This is a genomic window from Vibrio mangrovi (assembly GCF_024346955.1).
GTDB lineage: Bacteria > Pseudomonadota > Gammaproteobacteria > Enterobacterales > Vibrionaceae > Vibrio > Vibrio mangrovi.
The window spans coordinates 3625794-3645516 of record NZ_AP024883.1 but is presented as its reverse complement, the minus strand read 5'-3'; the positions used below and the strand labels follow the sequence as shown (position 1 = coordinate 3645516).

Genomic DNA, 19723 nt, shown 5'->3' with positions numbered 1-19723 from the left:
CCTTCTCTTTTTCTTGCCTTTAAGAACGATTCTTATTTGCTGTTAGCTGATATTATTCGTTACACTAATCCTATTCCTTGGATACAGTATGATGAATTATGGATATTTCTCGTCGCAATTTTCTCCAGACTTCTCTCGCAATGGGAGCTCTGAGCCTTCTTCCTGCCTGTACGGTAACCCGCTCAGTTGCTAAATCTAAAGATGGTTATATCTATGATTTGACTGCACAGCCTGCGCAATCTGAGTTAGTTCCCGGTTATAAGACGGATATTCTGGGGTTTAACGGGTTAATACCAGCTCCTGAAATCCGTTGTCGTCAGGGAGAGAAAGTTACTATTCGTTTTACCAACCTATTGAATGAACCAACGACGGTTCACTGGCATGGTCTGAGAATTCCCATTGAAATGGATGGTGTTCCTTTCTTGTCTCAGCCTCCGATTATGCCGGGTGAAACATTCATTTATGAATTTACGCCGCCGGATGCCGGTACTTTTTGGTATCACCCGCACATGAATAGTGTGGAGCAGTTGGGGATGGGATTAGTCGGGCTGATTATTGTTGAAGAGAAGGTGCCGGTCGTTTTTGATCAGGAAGTGAGCCTGATGCTGAAGCACTGGCATCTGGATAAGCAAGGGCAGTGGAAGCAATTGATGGTTCCTCGCTATAGTGCCCGAATGGGAACTCCGGGAGAGTGGGGGACGGTGAATGGACGTCATCTGCCAGAGTATCAATTGAAGGCCCATGGTACGGCAAGAATCAGAATTGCGAATGTGGATAATACATGGACTTATCCCGTCACTGTAGAAGGCTGTGAAGCCTGGATTCTGGCTATTGATGGAAATCCCGTATCTGAACCGGTTCGATTAACTGAGCATCCTCTGGGGCCAGGAATGCGGCTTGATATTGGCCTGATAGCTCCGGATGCAGGACAACACGTTTATATTCGTTATATGAAAGGGAAATTTGCCTTCCCATTGTGTGAGTTTCTTTGTGTTGAGTCCTCTTTTTCTGGTGAACGATCATTACCTGTATTGCCTTTAAATCCGATCCCGGCGGTTGATTTAGCTCATGCTGAGGAAATTGATTTCGTGTTTGAATGGCAGGGCGCGATTTCTCCGGCGGATGCTGACGGTAAAGCAATTCCCCAATTCTGGCTGATGAACAAACGGGCCTGGGAAGGTATGAGTGCCGATAATATTCCTCAACCACTTGCAACCCTAGATCTGGGGAAAAGTTATATTTTTGATCTCCGGAATGTCACGCAGTACCATCATCCTATCCATCTTCACGGACACACGTTTCTGGTGTTGGAGTTAGATGGAAAAAAACTGGATCAGCCTTTTCATACTGACACTGTCTTATTAGGTAAAAATGGGACAGCTAAAGCAGCTTTTGTCGCGAATAATCCGGGACGGTGGATGTACCATTGTCATGTGATTGAGCATATGAAAACCGGGTTGATGGGATACATTGAAGTAAAGTGACCCCTGTAACTTTTTCATGATATAAGATTTTGTGGTCGATTGGGCTCAGCTTTTTTACGGCTGAGAACCACATTTTAGTATTTTTTAGTGAAGGAATAATGATGAGTCAGTTCTCCGTTCTTGGCTTTATTGCTTTTGGTGGTGCATTTGGTGCCTGCTCCCGTTATTTAATTTCGGAACTGTGTGTGTTTCTGTTTGGCCGGGGTTTTCCTTATGGAACATTGACCGTTAACATACTTGGTTCTTTTATTATGGGACTTTTAGTTGCAGCGATTCAGGCGGAATTCCTTTCGGCTGAACCATGGCGTCAGGTGATAGGGTTAGGCTTTCTTGGCGCGCTGACAACATTTTCTACTTTCTCTATGGATAATGTTCTGCTGATGCAGCAGGGAGCATTTATCAAAGTTGGTTTGAATATTCTGCTGAATGTTGTTTTGAGTATTTCAGCCGCCTGGGTTGCTTTTCAGCTGGTCGCTAGAAGTTAACTTATTTTTTACTTGGTTAAATAAAAGCCATTCCCTATAATGTTTCTACTTGTCGGAGTGCCATAAGGCTGAGACCGTTTATTCGGGATCCGTTGAACCTGATCAGATTAAAATCTGCGAAGGGAACAAGAGAGAATATTCAGGCTATATCTCATTTCATCAGCCTCTCTATTGTCCGAAGATCTGCACTATCGCTTTCTTGCGAATTGATTTTCTCCTCTTGTAATACGCATCTTTCCGTCAAGCATTTCTTTCTTACTCATTTTATTGGAGAAAAATGCATGTCGAGCCGTAAACAATCCAGACTGGAAGCTAAGCAATTTATTGAAAATATCCAGTCGACCCCTTATCCCAATTCATCAAAAGTTTATATTCAGGGTTCTCAGGAGGATATCCGGGTTCCTATGAGAGAAATCCAACTGGCGGATAGTCTCGTCGGTGGAGCGAAAGGTAGTCCCGTTTATGAACCTAATGAACCCATATGTGTCTATGATACCTCGGGTGTTTACACCGATCCTCAATATACGATAGATGTTTATCGGGGGTTGCCGGCTCTGAGAGAGTCATGGATTGAAGCGCGGAGTGATACTGAAGTCCTTGATCAGATGACATCTCATTATGCCCGTGAGCGTCTTGCTGATACCACTCTTGACTCACTGCGGTATGGTCATCTGCCGAAAATCCGTAAAGCACTCGTGGATACTCGTGTCACTCAACTTCACTATGCCCGGCGGGGAATCGTGACGCCAGAGATGGAGTTTATTGCGATTCGCGAGAACATGCGACGTCAACAGTATCGTGATGAACAACTGAATCGACAACATCCGGGAGAAAATTTCGGTGCCCATCTGCCGGAAGAGATTACACCGGAATTTGTCCGGCGCGAGGTTGCTGAAGGGCGGGCAATTATTCCAGCGAATATTAATCATCCTGAATCAGAACCCATGATTATCGGTCGCAACTTCCTTGTGAAAGTGAATGCGAATATCGGTAATTCTTCTGTAACTTCTTCAATTGAAGAAGAGGTTGAGAAGCTGGTCTGGTCAACGCGCTGGGGAGCAGACACGGTGATGGACCTTTCTACCGGGCGGAATATTCATGAAACGAGAGAATGGATTCTGCGTAATAGTCCGGTTCCGATCGGGACCGTTCCGATGTATCAGGCATTGGAGAAGGTCAATGGTGTTGCAGAGAATCTGACCTGGGAGGTAATGCGGGATACATTAATTGAACAGGCTGAACAGGGGGTTGATTACTTTACTATTCATGCGGGTCTGTTGCTGCGCTATGTTCCTATGACTGCGAAACGGGTGACCGGAATTGTCTCTCGTGGTGGTTCAATTATTGCCAAATGGTGTCTGGCACATCATGAAGAAAACTTCCTGTATACCCACTTCAGAGATATCTGTGAAATTTGTGCTCAGTATGATGTATCACTTTCTTTAGGGGACGGACTCAGACCTGGTTCCGTTGCTGATGCCAATGATGAAGCCCAATTTTCTGAGTTAAGAACATTGGGAGAGTTGACGAAAATTGCCTGGGAATATGATGTTCAGGTCATGATTGAAGGTCCAGGACATGTACCGATGCATCTGGTCAAAGAAAATATGGAGGAACAGCTTCGCCACTGTTCAGAAGCTCCTTTTTATACATTAGGTCCGCTGACAACAGACATTGCTCCGGGGTATGACCATATTACTTCCGGGATTGGTGCCGCAATGATTGGCTGGTATGGCTGTGCAATGCTCTGCTATGTGACGCCAAAAGAGCATTTGGGATTGCCGAATAAAGAAGATGTTAAAACCGGATTAATCACCTATAAGCTTGCTGCTCATGCAGCAGACCTGGCTAAAGGGCATCCGGGGGCGCAAATCAGAGATAATGCTTTATCAAAAGCCCGGTTTGAATTCCGTTGGGAAGATCAGTTCAACTTGTCCTTAGATCCGGTAACTGCTCGTGCCTATCATGATGAAACATTACCGCAGGAATCAGGAAAAGTCGCTCATTTCTGCTCAATGTGCGGACCTAAATTCTGCTCAATGAAGATCTCTCAGGAAGTGCGTGATTATGCTAAATCCCAGCAGGATGGTCATTCCGTCAATATTCAGGTGCTGGACAATCCATTGGAAGGAATGAAACAGAAGTCTCAGGAGTTTAAAGCTCAGGGTTCTGAACTCTATCATCTGGCTGAGTATGTAGATCAGGAGGAATCATGATTGCTCTGAGTATTTCTGAGAGTTGGTTAACTCCTGATGTCATCAAAGCAGTGTCCAATGAAATTCATCATGTTCTGAGAGTTGCACAGATAGAAGGATTAGCTGCTCCGGAAATGGCTATCCAGTTTATTGAAGGCCAGATTATTGAAGGAAAACGTGCTGTATCTATTTGTTCAGAAGATAAAACAGTGACTCTTGTGACAATGGAGAGTAGCCGAGGCTGTTCTATCTCTGAACATCAGAACTTTCAGAGTCATTATCATATTCACTATTGTGAACAGATAACCGGGAAAGAGGATTTTTCTCAGACAGAGAGATGTGATGACGTGGAAAATATATTTATCGCGTATGCACCACAGCCGAATCGGTCTATCTCTGAATTATGGGAGGTATCTGATGAGATTCGTACTCTTTCCTCCGCTGCTTCTATTTCTGAGCAATTTCCTCATCAGTTTATTCAGAGGCATTTAGCTTGGTTGAGCGTGCTGCTGATTTTAGATTTTCCATGTGAAGATGCTTTAATCATTGCTCGCTCACTTTGTAATGTTTCACGTGAAACATGGCCCCGAAATTTTCATGACTTTCCTGAGATTTCATCATCAACAACAGATGTGATTCATCAAAGCTACAAATTTGGAGCAGTAGATGAAGCGGATTTATCGCTTTATCCTGTGGTTGATGATGTGAAGTGGGTGGATGAATTACTGCGATTAGGTGTTAAGACAATCCAGCTTCGGATTAAAAATCCGCTTCAGCCTGATCTTGAACAACAAATTAAGCAAGCTATTTTGTTGGGGAAAGAACATCGGGCTCAGGTTTTTATCAATGATTACTGGAAGCTGGCAATTCAATATCAGGCTTTTGGTGTCCATCTGGGGCAGGAAGATTTATGTACTGCAAACATTCAGGCACTCAGTGATGCTGGGATCAGGCTGGGGATTTCCACGCATGGCTATTGGGAGATTCTTAAAGCACAACAACTTTGTCCGAGTTATATCGCTTTAGGGCATATTTTCCCGACTACAACCAAACAGATGCCATCTAAACCTCAAGGTCTTGTTCGTTTGAAGTTGTATCAACAGTTGGTTGATTCAATCGCAAATGACCGAAATCGTTCGATTCCGACCGTTGCTATTGGTGGGATAAATTTACATAACGCGGCCACTGTCTTAGAGCAGGGAGTTTCTAGTCTGGCTGTTGTTCGAGCCATTACACAAGCTGAAAATACAGCTCTTGCTATCGATGCTTTTCAACAAGTAATTCAATTCAGGAGGAAACATGATGCCATTACTCAATGATCAGGCTTTCCTCCGCTACCAAAGACAGATTGCTTTAGAAGATATAGGCGAAACAGGACAATACGAACTGAAGAAAAAGCAGGTATTGATTGTTGGCTGTGGTGGGTTAGGAACTGGCGTGTCACTTTATCTTACGGGAGCAGGGATTGGCTCAATTGTATTGGTCGATCATGATGAAGTTGAAGTCAGTAATCTGCATCGGCAGATTGCTTACCGGGAAAGTGATGTAGGGAAAAAGAAAGTCTCTGCGTTATCAAATCAGCTTCGTGGACTGAATCATGAATGCAGGATAAGGACGATCGGTAAAAAACTGAATAGTGAACAGCTTCGGCTTGAAGTGATGTTAGCCGATGTTGTGATCGATTGTAGTGACAATTTTCCTACTCGCCATCAGGTAAATCAAATCTGCTATCAGCAGAAGACGACACTTGTTTCTGCATCTGCTATTGGCTGGGATGGGCAGCTATCCGTTTATCGCTATCGGGATGAAGAACCTTGCTATCGCTGTCTGGTTGATGATGAAGTCTCAGACTCTTATTCGCGATGTAGTGAATCTGGTGTGTTTGGTCCGGTTGTTGGTGCTATTGCTTCTTTGCAAGCACTTCAGGTAATACGGGAATTACTTGCCGGGATGAATGAATCTCACCATGAGATACAAAACAAACCATCTTTAAAAGCTAATGATTTTTTCCATTTTGACGGAAAGGAAATGCAGTTGAGATCATTTCGTTTTGAAAAAGATATGAATTGTCCTGTCTGTGGTGATTCGGTAGACAAAGATGCTCATAAGAAGGTGGAATCATGATAGATATTCAAGTGACGCTGAATCAGACTATTTATACCCTTTCTGCCGGTACCACGCTCGCTCAGCTTATCAGTGATATCGGTTTTCCAGAAAAGGGATGTGTATTTGCACTCAATGAACAGGTCATCGCGAAAAGTCGCTGGCAGATGACAACTCTAAATGATGGCGATCAGATTTCTCTGTTCCAGGTGATTGCCGGAGGTTAAATTGAAAATGATAAACAGAACACCGTTAAAAATTGCAGACAGAACGTTCGCTTCCCGTTTATTTACCGGAACCGGTAAATTTGCCAGCTCTGAAATGATGACTAAAGCAATTCAGGCCTCCGGATCAGAAATGACAACCATGGCTCTCAAGCGGATCGATCTGGAATCTCACCATGATAATATTCTGACACCACTGCTAGAGTTAAATATTCACTTACTCCCGAACACTTCCGGTGCAAAAACGGCGAAAGAGGCGATCTTTGCTGCGCATCTAACCCGGGAAGCGTTAGGGACTAACTGGATAAAACTTGAAATACATCCGGATCCGAAATATTTATTGCCTGATCCCATGGAAACATTGTATGCCGCAGAGATGCTGGTAAAAGGTGGATTTGTCGTTTTACCTTACTGCCATGCTGATCCGGTTTTATGCAAACGGCTTGAAGAAGTTGGTTGTGCTGCTGTAATGCCGCTTGGTGCACCGATTGGATCAAATCAGGGGTTGGCGGCGAAATCATTTCTTGAAATTATCATTGAACAAGCCAAAGTTCCGGTTATTGTTGATGCTGGAATCGGTGCGCCATCACATGCTGCTTTGGCGATGGAGATGGGAGCCGATGCTGTTTTAATTAATACTGCCATGGCGAGTGCTGCCGATCCTATTATGATGGCTAAAGCATTGAAGCTTGCTGTTGAATCCGGGCGCCTTGCCTATGAAGCTGGAATTGCCTCCTCATCATCTTTTGCAATGGCAACCAGCCCTCTGACTGATTTTCTGGAGGAGGACGCATGAGTTTTCTGGATGTGTTCAATCAGCTTGACTGGGATGATATTCGTCTCTCTGTCTATAGTAAAACAGCTGCTGATGTCGTTCTGGCCCTGAGAAAAACCAGACGTTCTTTGGAAGATTTCAAGGCGCTGATTTCTCCCGCTGCTGAGCCTTATCTTGAGCAAATGGCACAACAGTCGATGGCTCTGACCAGACAGCGGTTTGGTAATACGGTGGGATTCTATATCCCACTTTATCTATCTAACCTATGTTCTAACTCATGCACCTATTGTGGCTTTTCAATGGAAAACCGGCTTAAGCGAAAAATACTGAACAGTCATGATATTGATGCTGAAATTGCAGCTATCAAACAGATGAAGTTTGATAGTGTTCTCCTCGTGACCGGAGAGCATGAGACAAAAGTTGGTTTATCCTATTTTGAAAAGGTGGTGCCACAGATAAAGCAGCATTTCAATTATCTGGCGATGGAAGTACAGCCGTTAGCAGAAGACGAATACGCCAGACTGAAAATGCTTGGTTTGGATGGAGTGATGGTTTATCAGGAAACATATCATCCATCAACTTATGCGCAACATCATTTACGTGGTAATAAGACAGATTTTGAATATCGCTTACTGACACCAGATCGGCTTGGGAAGGCTGGTATCGATAAAATTGGTCTTGGGGCATTAATCGGACTAGATGACTGGCGGACTGATATTTTTCATGTTGCTGCACACCTGTCTTATCTGGAAAAAACTTACTGGAAGTCCCGTTATTCGATTTCTTTCCCTCGTTTACGACCGTGTACCGGTGGTGTTCAACCAAGCTCTGTGATGACTGATCGACAACTAGTACAAACGATATGTGCTTTCCGCTTGTTCGATCCTGAAGTTGAATTATCCCTGTCGACACGTGAGTCGCCAAGTTTCAGAGATAATGTGGTTCCTCTTGGGATTACTTCTATCTCTGCTGCATCGAAGACTCAGCCCGGAGGGTATGCAGATCAAACTCTGGCATTGGAACAATTTAGTGTCGGGGATGAGCGGTCTGCTGAAGAGGTGGAGTTGGCGGTCATGCAAAGAGGATTAGAACCTGTGTGGCATGATTGGCATGCTGTTTTCTCTGGCTAGCTAGATTTTCAAAAGTATCTGAAATATATTCTGCAATGTTTCACGTGAAACATCACTCAATCATCAAACATACGTGAATAAAAAAGAGAAGGTTCATATGATACCTTCTCTTTTTTTATGTCACGGTAAGTTAAGCTGCCTTGGATGTTTCATTATATTTGCCAAGTAGGGCATGATAGAAATTATCATCGCTCAGGATTCCGACCAGTTCATCGTTCTCAACCAGAACGATCGGGTGGCCAGTATTATAGCGAATTTCAATCGCATCCCGCATATCTATATCGGGAGAAGCAATGATGACAGAGTGCTTATCTAACATTGCCATATCATGGTCCTGATCCCAGTAAATTGTTTTAACAGGAGCCGAGCCTTGAATAACCAGCTTACCTTGCTGATGTTCCAGCCATAGATCATGCTGTTGAGAAATCTGCCAGCGCCCTTCCTGATGAGCGAGTTCATCAATTGGTTTCATCAGTGAACGGCCTTTCAGTACATTTAATGGGTTGGTATGGGCAACAAATTCACGAACATAATCGGTTCTTGGCTGAAGAACAATTTCTTCGGGACGGCTATGTTGAATTAGCTCCCCGGATTCCATGATAGCGATGCGATTACCTATTTTTAATGCCTCATCCAAATCATGACTGACAAACAGAATGGTTTTATTTAACTTTTTCTGCAAAGTGAGCAGTTCATCCTGAAGTTGGGTTCGAATCAGAGGATCAAGCGCAGAGAAAGGCTCATCCATCAGGAGAATGTCACTATCCATGGCAAAAGCCCGGGCAAGGCCGACGCGTTGTTGCATCCCGCCGGAGAGCTCATGAGGATATTTCTTCTCCCATTCTGCCAGACCGACCATTTCCAGCTTTTCTCTGGCGTGCTGGCGACGTTCTTTTTTCGAAATTCCCTGCATTTCAAGACCAAATGCAACATTGTCGACAACGGTTAGCCAAGGCATCAGTGCAAACTTCTGGAATACCATTGAAACACGCTCCGTCCGGAGATTGCGTAGAGCGTCGGGTGTACAGTTTGCAACATCAACGAAATCTTCACCATGTTTCACTTTCAGTGAACCTCTGGTAATTGGGTTTAGCCCATTGACAGCCCGGAGCAGGCTGGATTTGCCCGAACCGGATAATCCCATCAGGACACAGATTTCTCCTTCTTTTACCGTTAGACTGACGCCATTGACACCAACAACCAGCCCTGTTTGATCGATGATTTCCTGTCGGGTTTTTCCCTGATCAAGTAGTGTCAGAGCTTTCTCCGGAGTCCGGCCAAAAACAACGTCCAGGTTTTCAATGGCAATCGCATCGGTTGATTCATTATATACAGATTGATTCATCTTATTGCTCCTTGGCCTGATTTGGCGTTTTACAGAGTCGATCAAGAATGATGGCTACCAGAACAATCGCCAGGCCTGCTTCGAATCCCTGAGAAATATTCACCGTATTCAACGCCCGGACAACGGGCTTCCCTAAGCCATCAGCACCAACAAGTGCCGCAATGACTACCATCGAAAGAGATAACATAATGCATTGGGTGACGCCGGCCATAATGCTGGCCATTGCTGCCGGTAGTTCTACTTTAAACAGCAGCTTCATATTGCTGGCACCAAATGCTTTTCCGGCTTCGATCAGCTCTTCCGGAACGCGGATAATACCCAGATAAGTCAGACGAATCGGGGCAGCAATGGCAAAAATTATGGTCGAAATCAATCCGGGAACAACACCAAGCCCGAATAAAACCAAAGTAGGGATCAGATAAACAAAGGTCGGAACGGTCTGCATCAGATCGAGAATCGGACGGATGACTGTATACAGCCATGGACGGTGGGCTGCCATAATACCGACAGGAACACCGAGAAGCACAGAAATGGTTGTTGCAGCAAATACCAGAACAAAGGTTTCCAGCATTTCCTGCCAGTAGCCGAGGTTCAGAATCAGCAATAAGGAAGCGACGATAAAGATGACCAGAGACACTCGACGATGAAGCCACCATGCCAGTGCCGCAGTGATCACAATAGGAACTGCTGGTGGCATAAACTGAAAGATATCAACCAGAAACATAATGACCGTTTCAAGAGTGTAGGAAATCATGTCAAAAAGTCCGGAAGCATGAATTGTCAGCCAGTCTACCGCTGATTCCATCCATTGACCCAGTGGGATTTTATAGTCAGTGATGAGATTATTCACAATAATGTACCTCTCCGGAGCAGGTCATGCCTGCTCCGTCCGTTGCGTATTAATGAGCGTTTAAGTATTGAAGTACTGCTGCTTTTCCGGGCTTACCATCTAAAGTTGTCACGCCATCAAGCCATTGATCTAAAACCTCAGGATTCGACTTTAACCAAGCTTTTGCTGCCTGTTGTGCGGGTTGTTTTTTGTTGAGTATACCGTCCATGATCTGGTTCTCCATGGTTAGGCTGAACTGCAGGTTGGCGAGCAGTTTTCCAACATTCGGACATTGTGCGGTGTAGCCTTTCCGGACATTGGTATATACGGTGGCACCACCGTAGTTCGGCCCGAAATAATCATCACCTCCGGAGAGATAAGCCATTTTGAAGTTGGTATTCATTGGGTGAGGTGCCCAGCCAAGGAAAACAATCCACTGATTACGGCGGATAGATCGGGAGACTTGAGACACCATGCCGGCTTCACTGGATTCAATCAGATTGAAATCTTTCAGTTGGAAAGCATTGGTGTCGATCATGTCCTGAATCAGTCGGTTACCGTCATTTCCGGGTTCAATACCATAGATACGATTGTGGAATTTACTCGCGTATTTCGCCAGATCAGCAAAGGAATGTACACCTGCATCGTAGACATACTGAGGAACAGCAAGGGTATATTTTGCACCGGTTAAATTTGCACGAACATTTTCTACACTGCCGGCATCAAGATATTTTTTGATATCACCTTCCATGGTTGGCATCCAGTTCCCCAGAAAAACGTCGATATCACCGTTTGCCATCGAAGAATAGGTTACAGGAACCGATAACAGATCGGTTTTGGTGCCGTAACCCAGACCATTTAATACTTCACTGGTAACTGCTGTTGTCGAAGTAATATCGGTCCATCCGACATCGGAAAAATGGACGGTTTCGCAGGTTGTTGCTGCATAACTCTGTAAAGAGAATAGTGCACTGAGGCTCAGTGCTACTATTTTGGTAGTTAAAGGCCATTTTCTGAAGTTCATAGTATTTCCTTTTACTTTTGTTCATCGGCTCATTTCTGTATCGGGTACAGAAGAGCGTCGAGGCTGACTGGTGCGTTGTTGTGTCTGCCAGTCTTCTGCAATCCAGACTGGTGCATCAGATCTGGGGAGTTGTGTGTTGCCTAAAATAAAATCAGCAGCTCGCTCTGCAACCATAATGGTAGGGGCGTTCAAGTTGCCGTTGGTAATCGTGGGAAAGATTGATGAATCGACAATGCGTAACTGTTCAATTCCCATCACTCGGCACTGGGAATCGACGACAGCCATTGGATCCTCGCTGCTACCCATTTTGCAGGAGCAGGAAGGGTGATAAGCACTTTCAACATTTTCCCGGACCCATTGATCAATTTCTTCATCACTGTTAATTCCGGCTCCGGGCTGGATTTCATCTCCACGGTAAGCATCAAGAGCTGGTTGAGAAAGGATTTCCCGGGTCAGGTGGATGCAATCCCGCCAGTCCTGCTGATCCTGTTCGGTTGACAGGTAGTTAAATTCAATCGCAGGTTTTATATGTGGATCCGACGAGGTAATTGTGATTTTCCCCCGGCTTTCTGGTTTATTCGGGCCTACGTGAACCTGGAATCCGTGTCCGGAGAAAGCTGCCTGTCCATCGTAACGCATGGCTGCCGGCAGGAAGTGATACTGGATATTCGGCCATTTCAGTCCGGGACGGGAGCGAATAAAGGCACAGGACTCAAAGTGGTTGGTGGCTCCGAGTCCCCGATGCGTTAATATCCACTGAGTACCGATGAGGCCTTTACTGATAAGGCCCAGTTTACTGTTGAGTGTGATAGGCTGCTTACACTGATACTGGAAATAAACTTCGAGATGATCCTGAAGGTTTTCTCCGACACCGGGAAGTTCGTGGCGAAGTTCAACTCCGGCAGCTTTCAGTACATCTCCCGGGCCGATCCCTGAGCATTGCAACAGTTGAACAGAGCCGACCGAACCGGCAGATGAGATAATCTCTCTATGGGCGTGTACCGTCTGAATGGTTCCGTTGTGTTCAAATTCAATCCCGGTTGCTCTTTTGCCGTCCAGCAGGATTTTTCTGGCAACCACATTTTTTATCAGGGTCAGGTTTGGTCGCTTTAATGCCCGCTTCAGGTAAGCATTGGCGGTTGATGCCCGTACGCCCCGATCAACGGTCATATGCATTGGCCCAAAACCTTCCTGCTGGTAGCCGTTATAGTCTTTCGTTTCTGGATAACCGGCATCCACGCCTGCCCGAATGAAAGCTGCATATAAAGGATTGAGCTGCATATCGTTGCCGTTACAGGTCGCAACCGGACCGTCATGACCACGATATTGATCGCCGCCACCGGACCAGGATTCTGCCCGTTTGAAGTAGGGCAGACAATCTGCATAGCTCCAGCCTTTTGCTCCCTGATTTTCCCATTCATCAAAATCACAGGCATGACCACGCACATAAACCATTCCATTGATCGATGAACTGCCTCCAAGAACTTTTCCCCGCGGACAATGGAGCTGACGCCCATTGAGTCCTCGTTCCGGAACAGTTTCAAACTGCCAGGCGTATTTCGGTGTATTCATCGGGTAAGAGAGCGCGGTAGGCATCTGAATAAAGATACTCTTGTCGCTACCTCCGGCTTCCAGAAGTAATACCGAGTATTCTCCTGATTCAGTCAGCCGGTCTGCCAGAACACAGCCGGCAGATCCGGCTCCGACAATGATATAATCAAACTGCTGTTTCATCTGAAGGCTCCTGACTTACTGGTAAGGACTTTCAAAGTCACCTAATTCGATAAAGACACTCTTTGTCTGCGTATAATGGGTTAGTGTCTCCAGACCATTTTCCCGGCCAATTCCGGAATTTTTGTATCCTCCGACGGGCATTTCTGCCGGAGAATTTCCCCAGGTGTTGATCCAGCAGATCCCGGCCTGAAGCTGGTGGATAATTCTATGAGCCCGTGAAATATCCCGGGTAAAGACACCGGCTGCCAATCCATACGAAGTGTCATTGGCCCGGTGAATGGCATCGTCTTCATCTGAAAATTTCATTACAGCCATGACCGGGCCGAAAATTTCGTGTTGAACAAGGTTCATCTCTTCGTCACAGTCATAGAAGACGGTTGGCGCAACAAAGTTACCTTTCTCCAACCCATTTTCTTTAACCTGAAATCCACCGGTTAGTAGTCTGGCATTGCTATTTTGTGCGTCAGCAATGGCTGTCATGACTTTGTTGAAGTGTTCTCTGGAAATCAGAGCACCAACCTGAGTTTCCATATCTAACGGGTTACCGACCACCAGTTTTTCGGTACGTGTTTTAAGCTGCTGTAAGAAATCATCGTAGATAGATTCGTGAACAAATACACGGGTTCCGTTAGTACATACTTCGCCCTGAGTATAGAAATTAGCAACCATTGCTGCTGAGACAGCCTGATCCAGTGGTGCATCTTCAAAAATCAGCAGCGGAGATTTACCGCCAAGTTCCATCGTGACGGATTTGAGTGTCCGGGCACTGTTTGCCATGACCTTTTTGCCGGTTTCAATTTCTCCGGTGAAAGATATTTTGGCGATATCCGGATGGGTGGTCAGTTGTTCTCCGACCTGACCATCACCCTGAACAACATTGAATACACCGGCGGGAACTCCGGCTTCGGTATAAATCTCTGCAAGTTGAAGTGCTGTCAGTGGTGTTTCTTCTGAAGGCTTGAAAATCATGGCGTTCCCTGCGGCAAGCGCGGGTGCCGATTTCCACATTGCAATCTGAATCGGATAATTCCAGGCTCCGATGCCGGCACAGATTCCAAGCGGTTCCTGACGGGTATAAAAAAACTGGTTTGGTGTGAGAGGTTGCTGGGTTCCCACCAAGGTCGGAGCCAGCCCTGCATAGTATTCGATGACATCTGCACCGGTTGCGATATCTACGGTAATGGCTTCCTGCAATGGCTTCCCGGTATCGAGAACTTCCAGCTCCGCCAGTTCATCATTCCTTTCCCGGAGAATATCAACGGCCTTTAGCAGAATTCGGCTACGTTCTACCGCTGTCATGGATGACCAGAGCGCAAAACCTTTTTTGGCTGATTCGACCGCATCCTCAATATCCTGGGATGAAGCCTGACCGAGCACTGCCAGAACTTCCCCGGTTGCCGGATTAACCGAAGTGAATGTTTCTCCTGAAGTGGCGTCACATCGCTTGCCATGTATGTACAATGATTTTATTTCCATTTGAGGCCTAACCTAGTTGTAAGTCGTTGTAATATGAAATTTGTTTATCCAGATAGTCGTTAATCATGGTTCTGGCAAGCCCGGCGTCAATGCCCAGTGGATTCAACGCTCCCCGGAGCCAGATGCCGTCAACCAATGCAGCAATACCGAGAGCAACCGGTAAGACTTGTTGTTGAGGAATTAAAGCTTTCAATTCAATTTTAAGGTGTGAAATCAGTCGCTTTTCATTCACCCTCTGTAGTCGGTGGAGTTGTGGGTCGTGCATGGAGTAGGACCAGAAAGCCAGCCAGGTTTTTACCACCTCGCTCTCGGCCTGAAATCCTTTGAAGTTGCCATCAATAATGGCATTGATGCGTTCGTAATGTGCATGTTTCGGCAACGCTTTCAAAGCTGATGTTATGGTTCGGGAATGTTCACGCAGAATTGCACGCATCGTTTCTTCAAGCAGTCCTTGTTTTCCTCCGAAATAGTGATTGATGATTCCGGCGGAAACCCCGGCCTCTTTGCTGATGAGCGAGACACTTGCTCCATGTAACCCGACTCGTTCGATCACATTCATCGTTGCCCGGACAAGTTGCGGTTTACGGATATCTGGCATGCCGATTTTGGGCATAAAGACTCCATATTTTTTTGATTGAACGTTTAATTAACAAAAAATTAACACACAAAAAGGTTAGATCTCAAATTGTTTTTGATTAATTAATTTTCAGTTTAAGATTGCTTTCATAATTTCTATTTAATAATCAAAGCATTGTGATGAGAAAAATATTTAGGGGTGTAATGGGTGATTTGCCAGTTTTTAATGATTTGTAAAAATGCCAGCCGATGATATCGACTGACATTTCTTAAGCAAGGATTGGGGCCGTTTTATGATTGGCTGACAGGTTGAGTGGCTTGCTGAAGCCACTCTCTTACCATGCCACTGACAAGAGGGGAAACATCATTCCAGACTTTCTGATGATAAGTATTGAGCCATTGGATTTCAGCATCAGTGAGCAATGAGAAGTCAATAGCCCGCAAATCAATCGGGCAACGGGTCAGCGATTCGAAACCCAGAACATCAAAGTCACCTTCCGTATCCACCGGAACAACAAGCTCTAGATTCTCGATACGAATACCGAACTGCTCAGCCCGGTAGTAACCCGGTTCATTTGATACCACCATTCCCGGTAGTAATGCCACGGTATTTGGTGCTTTGCTGATTCGCTGTGGCCCTTCATGGACATTCAGGCAGTGTCCGACACCATGGCCGGTTCCATGATCAAAATCGTAACCATGAGCCCATAGATGCTGGCGGGCTAGGGCATCAAGCTGGTGGCCGGATGTTCCCTGTGGAAAACGGGCACTTGCCAGTGCAATATGGCCTTTGAGAACGAGAGTAAATTGCTGCTTCATCAGCGACGATGGCGTCCCAATCGCGACAGTTCGTGTAATATCTGTGGTTCCGTCCGTGTATTGACCACCGGAATCTACCAGATAGAAACTGTCCGGAGTCAGTTGGCCGGGAGTTATCTGATTCAGGTGATTGTAATGGCACATCGCGGCATTACTTCCGGCTGCGGATATGGTGTCAAAACTAAAGTCCAGTAAGGTTGGATCTTCCTGTCTGAATCGGGCCAGTTGATCGGATAGAGCAGCCTCATTATGCATGTTACCCTGAGCTACTTCCTGATCCAGCCAGGATAGGAATTTCGCCATTGCCGCACCATCACGGATATGACAGGCTTGCATGCCGGACACTTCACTGGCGTTTTTGGCAGCTTTGGGCAGCATGCAGGGATCAACAACATGGAGCGTTGATACACCGGCATTCTGTAGCGTCAGGCTAAACCAGGCATTACAGGTGGCGGGATCGAAGAGAACCTGTTTACCTTTTAGATTTGCCAGAGATGCCTCGAGCGTCACAGGAGGACAGATATTCACACCAGGCCCGACGTGCTGCTCGAATCCATTAATGACGCGCTGTGGATCGATAAAAAAGTCGACCGTGGCATCTTCATAGATAATGGCGTAGGAGAGAAGTACCGGCAGACATGAGATATCCTGCCCACGGATGTTCAGCAGCCAACAGATGGAGTCTGTCTGAGTCAGCAGGGCACAATGAGCCTGTTTCTTTCTCAGTACTTCTGCAATCGCCTGTCTTTTATCTTCACTGCTTTGACCGGACAGTTTTGTATCCATGAACCACATCTTTGAATAAAACGGAACTGGACGGTCCTGCCATAGTAAATCGATTGGGTTATCCTGAAGCGGACATAACGTTAGTTTCCCCGAGAGTGTTTGTTGAGTATGTGTTACCCATATACTCCGATGAAGGCGAGGATCGAATCCTACTTTACTGTTTGGGGAAAGATGGTCTATTATCCAATCGAGAAATGGCTCTTCAATCAGATGGTGATATTCGAATATAGAGTCTGGTACTTGCTTGGTGACTTGAACGGTATATCGGCCATCGACAAATATTGATGCGTGCTCTTGGGTAATCACCGCAACGCCCGCAGAGCCTGTAAAGCCTGTGATCCATTGCAGGCGTTCATTATGGGCGGGCAGGTATTCTCCCAGATATTCATCCTCGTGAGGAACAATCAGCGCATCAAGTTGGTTTTCTTTTAACCAGCTTCTTATATTTGATATTCGTTCAGGTATATGATTTTGCATCTGTTGTTATCCTTATCGTAGCAGATGATAAAGTGCTATTGGTGAGTGAGTCATGTCGGAATAAGCTACGCTTTTTTTTTCTGACTCGCAATTTTGCATAATAGGTATCATTATTCATATAGGACATCGGACGTGATGTTTTATATGAATAATTTGTAACCAATGGTTTGCGAACCGTATTATTCTATGTATATTGTTCGCCCTGATGATTATTTAGGCATATTTTTAACATTATAATATTTTTTGGAAATCACATATGTCGATGACAACTTATGAAATGGCTCGAATCTTAGAGCAGCTTGATGAAACACCTGAGAAGGTTATGTTTGGAAAGTTGCTGAGTGAATTGGGCAACCAGAGTAGCGAGCGTATACGAAGTGCCGCTAAGCAAGTACCAGTCCCGGTTCTTCGTGATTTGGTCTATCAGTTTGAACAGGTCATTGAATCCCGTAAATATGAGCAAGTTGAGACGATGGCAAAAGATTTAGCGGCTCAGGGTATTTCTGCTGAAGAGCTACTGAGTTATTTAAGTAAAAAATAATTTCTCATCTAAAATTCAACTATATTCCCCCGTTTTTACTGTCGGGGGTTATGGTATGACATTTCGATTGATGGGGTTTTGCAGTGAAATTAAAGTTTCTGTGGACTGAACTTCATCAATACTTTGCAACTTATCGATAAGTACATATTGAAGTTCTTCGATAGAGTGGCACATCAATTTCGCGAATATATTATATGCGCCGGTTGTATAATATGCTTCGACAACTTCGTCGAGTGCATTTAGTTTTTCCAGTGCTGAGTGATAGTCTTTTGCTGCATTCAGGTTGATACCGATAAAACAGCAAACATCGTACCCCAGTTTTTTCGTGTTCACGACGACTTCTGTTTTCTGGATAATATCCGCAGTTTTCATTTTTTCGATGCGAACATGGATTGTTGCCGGACTGACATTAAACTGTTTCGCCATTTCTGCGTAGGGAGTTCGGGCATCATCCATTAAAATTTTCAGGATGGCGCGATCCAAATCGTCTAATTTGACCGTATTGGGATGCATGGTTGTTCCTTGTTCAGGCTTCTATATTTTATGAAATATCTGTCCGGATAACTTTGGGGGATCTTGTGAAATCCACGGAGTTCCCGGACAACGTTATTGGTATACCCATATGACATCAAGATACAGTCTCTGTGCTTCTTGAAGGCACTCTGTTTCTGTATCTTGAGGTTATCTGAGCATCTCATTATTCTATCACTCAAATGGTATAATGATGTATACCCAATTCATCTCAGGCTGTTCTCTCCGAATGAATCAGGAAGAGAAAAAACAAAGCCGCATTTTCGGTTGTTATTAAGCTGATGGTGTAAAATATACCGCAATTTGATTTGATGAATCGCACCGGAATTACTGGTGGATAAAGAGGAGCATGCCCTTTTGCAACTACAGTTGTTAACCGAATCCCCTGATGGGCCGTCAGTGATAGATATGATTGCGACGCGATGGCAGCTTGAACATTCGACGACAAGCAATTTTGCTTTGGTTTTCACCGGAGAGCGTCTGGAGTTGCGTAAACTGGATGAGCCTAAGCTGGGAGCCATATACGTTGATTTTGTCGGTGGTGCGGTTGCTCACCGACGTAAATTCGGTGGTGGTAAAGGTCAGAGTATTGCGAAAGCTGTCGGACTCAATAAAGGTGCAACGCCAGTGGTACTCGATGCGACTGCCGGGCTTGGTCGGGATGCCTTCGTGCTGGCTTCATTAGGATGTCAGGTACAAATGATTGAGCGTCATCCTGTTGTCGCCGCTTTGCTGGAAGACGGGTTGCGACGAGCCTGTGCTGATGAGGAGATAGGTGCGTGGGTCAGCCAGCGGATGACATTACTCCACGAGAGCAGCCATGACGCTCTGGAAAACCTGTATGGGCAGATTCATCCGGATGTTGTCTATCTGGACCCGATGTATCCACATCCGGTAAATAAAAAGAAAACAGCACTGGTTAAAAAAGAGATGCGGGTATTTCAGTCTCTGGTTGGTGCTGATACGGATGCTGACGCGCTGTTAGCACCAGCATTGCGCCTGGCAACGAAACGGGTTGTGGTCAAGCGTCCTGATTATGCACCGTGGCTGGATGGACAAAAGCCGACAATGGCGATTGAAACCAAGAAAAACCGCTTTGATGTTTACGTGAATGCGGCCATGATTCAGACTGTGGATTAGTCGGTTTTCATCACCCTTATGGTGTATTTTTATCTTATTCTGCTTGATT

General features: G+C 45.4%; 18 protein-coding genes and 1 riboswitch. Of the genes, 10 read left to right on the top strand and 8 right to left on the bottom strand.

Going from position 1 to position 19723, the window contains the following annotated elements:
• Positions 1–98 precede the first annotated feature (98 nt).
• The 8 genes from OCU74_RS16190 to thiH all read left to right on the top strand — a co-directional run bounded on the left by OCU74_RS16190 (position 99) and on the right by thiH (position 8396).
• Entirely contained in the window at positions 99–1484 is a 1386-nt protein-coding gene (locus OCU74_RS16190; RefSeq protein WP_087482037.1) for a multicopper oxidase family protein, read from the top strand.
• Between the two features lie 101 nt (positions 1485–1585).
• The gene (gene crcB / locus OCU74_RS16185) at positions 1586–1969 is read left to right on the top strand and encodes a fluoride efflux transporter CrcB (protein WP_087482036.1); all 384 of its coding nucleotides are present in this window, start codon (positions 1586–1588) and stop codon (positions 1967–1969) included.
• 43 nt (positions 1970–2012) lie between these two features.
• Positions 2013–2111: riboswitch (TPP riboswitch) on the top strand.
• Positions 2112–2250: 139 nt separating this feature from the next.
• A complete protein-coding gene (thiC, locus tag OCU74_RS16180) occupies positions 2251–4185 on the top strand; it encodes a phosphomethylpyrimidine synthase ThiC (RefSeq protein WP_087482035.1) in 1935 nt (644 codons plus the stop codon).
• A 113-nt stretch (positions 4186–4298) separates the two neighbouring features.
• Positions 4299–5483, top strand: a complete 1185-nt coding sequence (thiE, locus tag OCU74_RS16175; RefSeq protein WP_087482063.1) for a thiamine phosphate synthase — start codon at positions 4299–4301, stop codon at positions 5481–5483.
• Positions 5464–6288 (top strand): HesA/MoeB/ThiF family protein, encoded by an 825-nt coding sequence (locus tag OCU74_RS16170; protein ID WP_234993615.1) that lies wholly within the window; start codon positions 5464–5466, stop codon positions 6286–6288. The genes thiE and OCU74_RS16170 overlap by 20 nt, the downstream gene beginning before the upstream one ends.
• The gene (thiS, locus tag OCU74_RS16165; protein ID WP_087482034.1) at positions 6285–6494 is read left to right on the top strand and encodes a sulfur carrier protein ThiS; all 210 of its coding nucleotides are present in this window, start codon (positions 6285–6287) and stop codon (positions 6492–6494) included. Before OCU74_RS16170 ends, thiS begins: the two co-directional genes overlap by 4 nt.
• 7 nt (positions 6495–6501) lie before the next feature.
• On the top strand, positions 6502–7287 hold the full coding sequence (locus tag OCU74_RS16160; RefSeq protein WP_087482061.1) for a thiazole synthase: 786 nt from the start codon (positions 6502–6504) through the stop codon (positions 7285–7287).
• Positions 7284–8396: a 2-iminoacetate synthase ThiH gene (gene thiH, locus OCU74_RS16155; RefSeq protein ID WP_087482033.1), complete on the top strand. Its 1113-nt coding sequence runs from the start codon at positions 7284–7286 to the stop codon at positions 8394–8396. Before OCU74_RS16160 ends, thiH begins: the two co-directional genes overlap by 4 nt.
• A gap of 130 nt (positions 8397–8526) precedes the next feature.
• On the opposite strand, the gene choV is transcribed toward thiH, so the two are convergent.
• The 7 genes from choV to OCU74_RS16120 form a co-directional block, all read right to left on the bottom strand.
• Positions 8527–9741: a choline ABC transporter ATP-binding protein gene (gene choV / locus OCU74_RS16150; protein WP_087482032.1), complete on the bottom strand. Its 1215-nt coding sequence runs from the start codon at positions 9739–9741 to the stop codon at positions 8527–8529.
• A gap of 1 nt (position 9742) precedes the next feature.
• Positions 9743–10591 (bottom strand): choline ABC transporter permease subunit, encoded by an 849-nt coding sequence (choW, locus tag OCU74_RS16145; protein WP_390623633.1) that lies wholly within the window; start codon positions 10589–10591, stop codon positions 9743–9745.
• 49 nt (positions 10592–10640) lie between these two features.
• The gene (locus OCU74_RS16140) at positions 10641–11594 is read right to left on the bottom strand and encodes a choline ABC transporter substrate-binding protein (protein WP_087482031.1); all 954 of its coding nucleotides are present in this window, start codon (positions 11592–11594) and stop codon (positions 10641–10643) included.
• A 21-nt stretch (positions 11595–11615) separates the two neighbouring features.
• Positions 11616–13328 carry a choline dehydrogenase gene (gene betA / locus OCU74_RS16135; protein ID WP_087482030.1) on the bottom strand — a complete coding sequence of 571 codons (1713 nt, stop codon included), beginning with the start codon at positions 13326–13328 and terminating at the stop codon, positions 11616–11618.
• Positions 13329–13343: 15 nt separating this feature from the next.
• Positions 13344–14804, bottom strand: a complete 1461-nt coding sequence (gene betB / locus OCU74_RS16130) for a betaine-aldehyde dehydrogenase (protein ID WP_087482029.1) — start codon at positions 14802–14804, stop codon at positions 13344–13346.
• 7 nt (positions 14805–14811) lie between these two features.
• Complete coding sequence (gene betI, locus OCU74_RS16125; RefSeq protein WP_087482028.1) at positions 14812–15417, bottom strand: transcriptional regulator BetI; 606 nt, start codon at positions 15415–15417, stop codon at positions 14812–14814.
• A 254-nt stretch (positions 15418–15671) separates the two neighbouring features.
• Positions 15672–17462 (bottom strand): aminopeptidase P family protein, encoded by a 1791-nt coding sequence (locus OCU74_RS16120; RefSeq protein ID WP_087482027.1) that lies wholly within the window; start codon positions 17460–17462, stop codon positions 15672–15674.
• Positions 17463–17718: 256 nt separating this feature from the next.
• On the opposite strand from OCU74_RS16120, the gene tsrA reads away from it, so the two are divergent.
• A complete protein-coding gene (gene tsrA / locus OCU74_RS16115) occupies positions 17719–18003 on the top strand; it encodes an H-NS-like global regulator TsrA (RefSeq protein ID WP_087482026.1) in 285 nt (94 codons plus the stop codon).
• 48 nt (positions 18004–18051) lie between these two features.
• Here tsrA and asnC read toward each other — a convergent pair whose 3' ends face one another.
• On the bottom strand, positions 18052–18516 hold the full coding sequence (gene asnC / locus OCU74_RS16110) for a transcriptional regulator AsnC (protein WP_087482025.1): 465 nt from the start codon (positions 18514–18516) through the stop codon (positions 18052–18054).
• 375 nt (positions 18517–18891) lie between these two features.
• Between asnC and OCU74_RS16105 the strand changes: the two genes are divergently transcribed.
• The gene (locus OCU74_RS16105) at positions 18892–19674 is read left to right on the top strand and encodes a class I SAM-dependent methyltransferase (protein WP_087482059.1); all 783 of its coding nucleotides are present in this window, start codon (positions 18892–18894) and stop codon (positions 19672–19674) included.
• Positions 19675–19723: the final 49 nt, after the last annotated feature.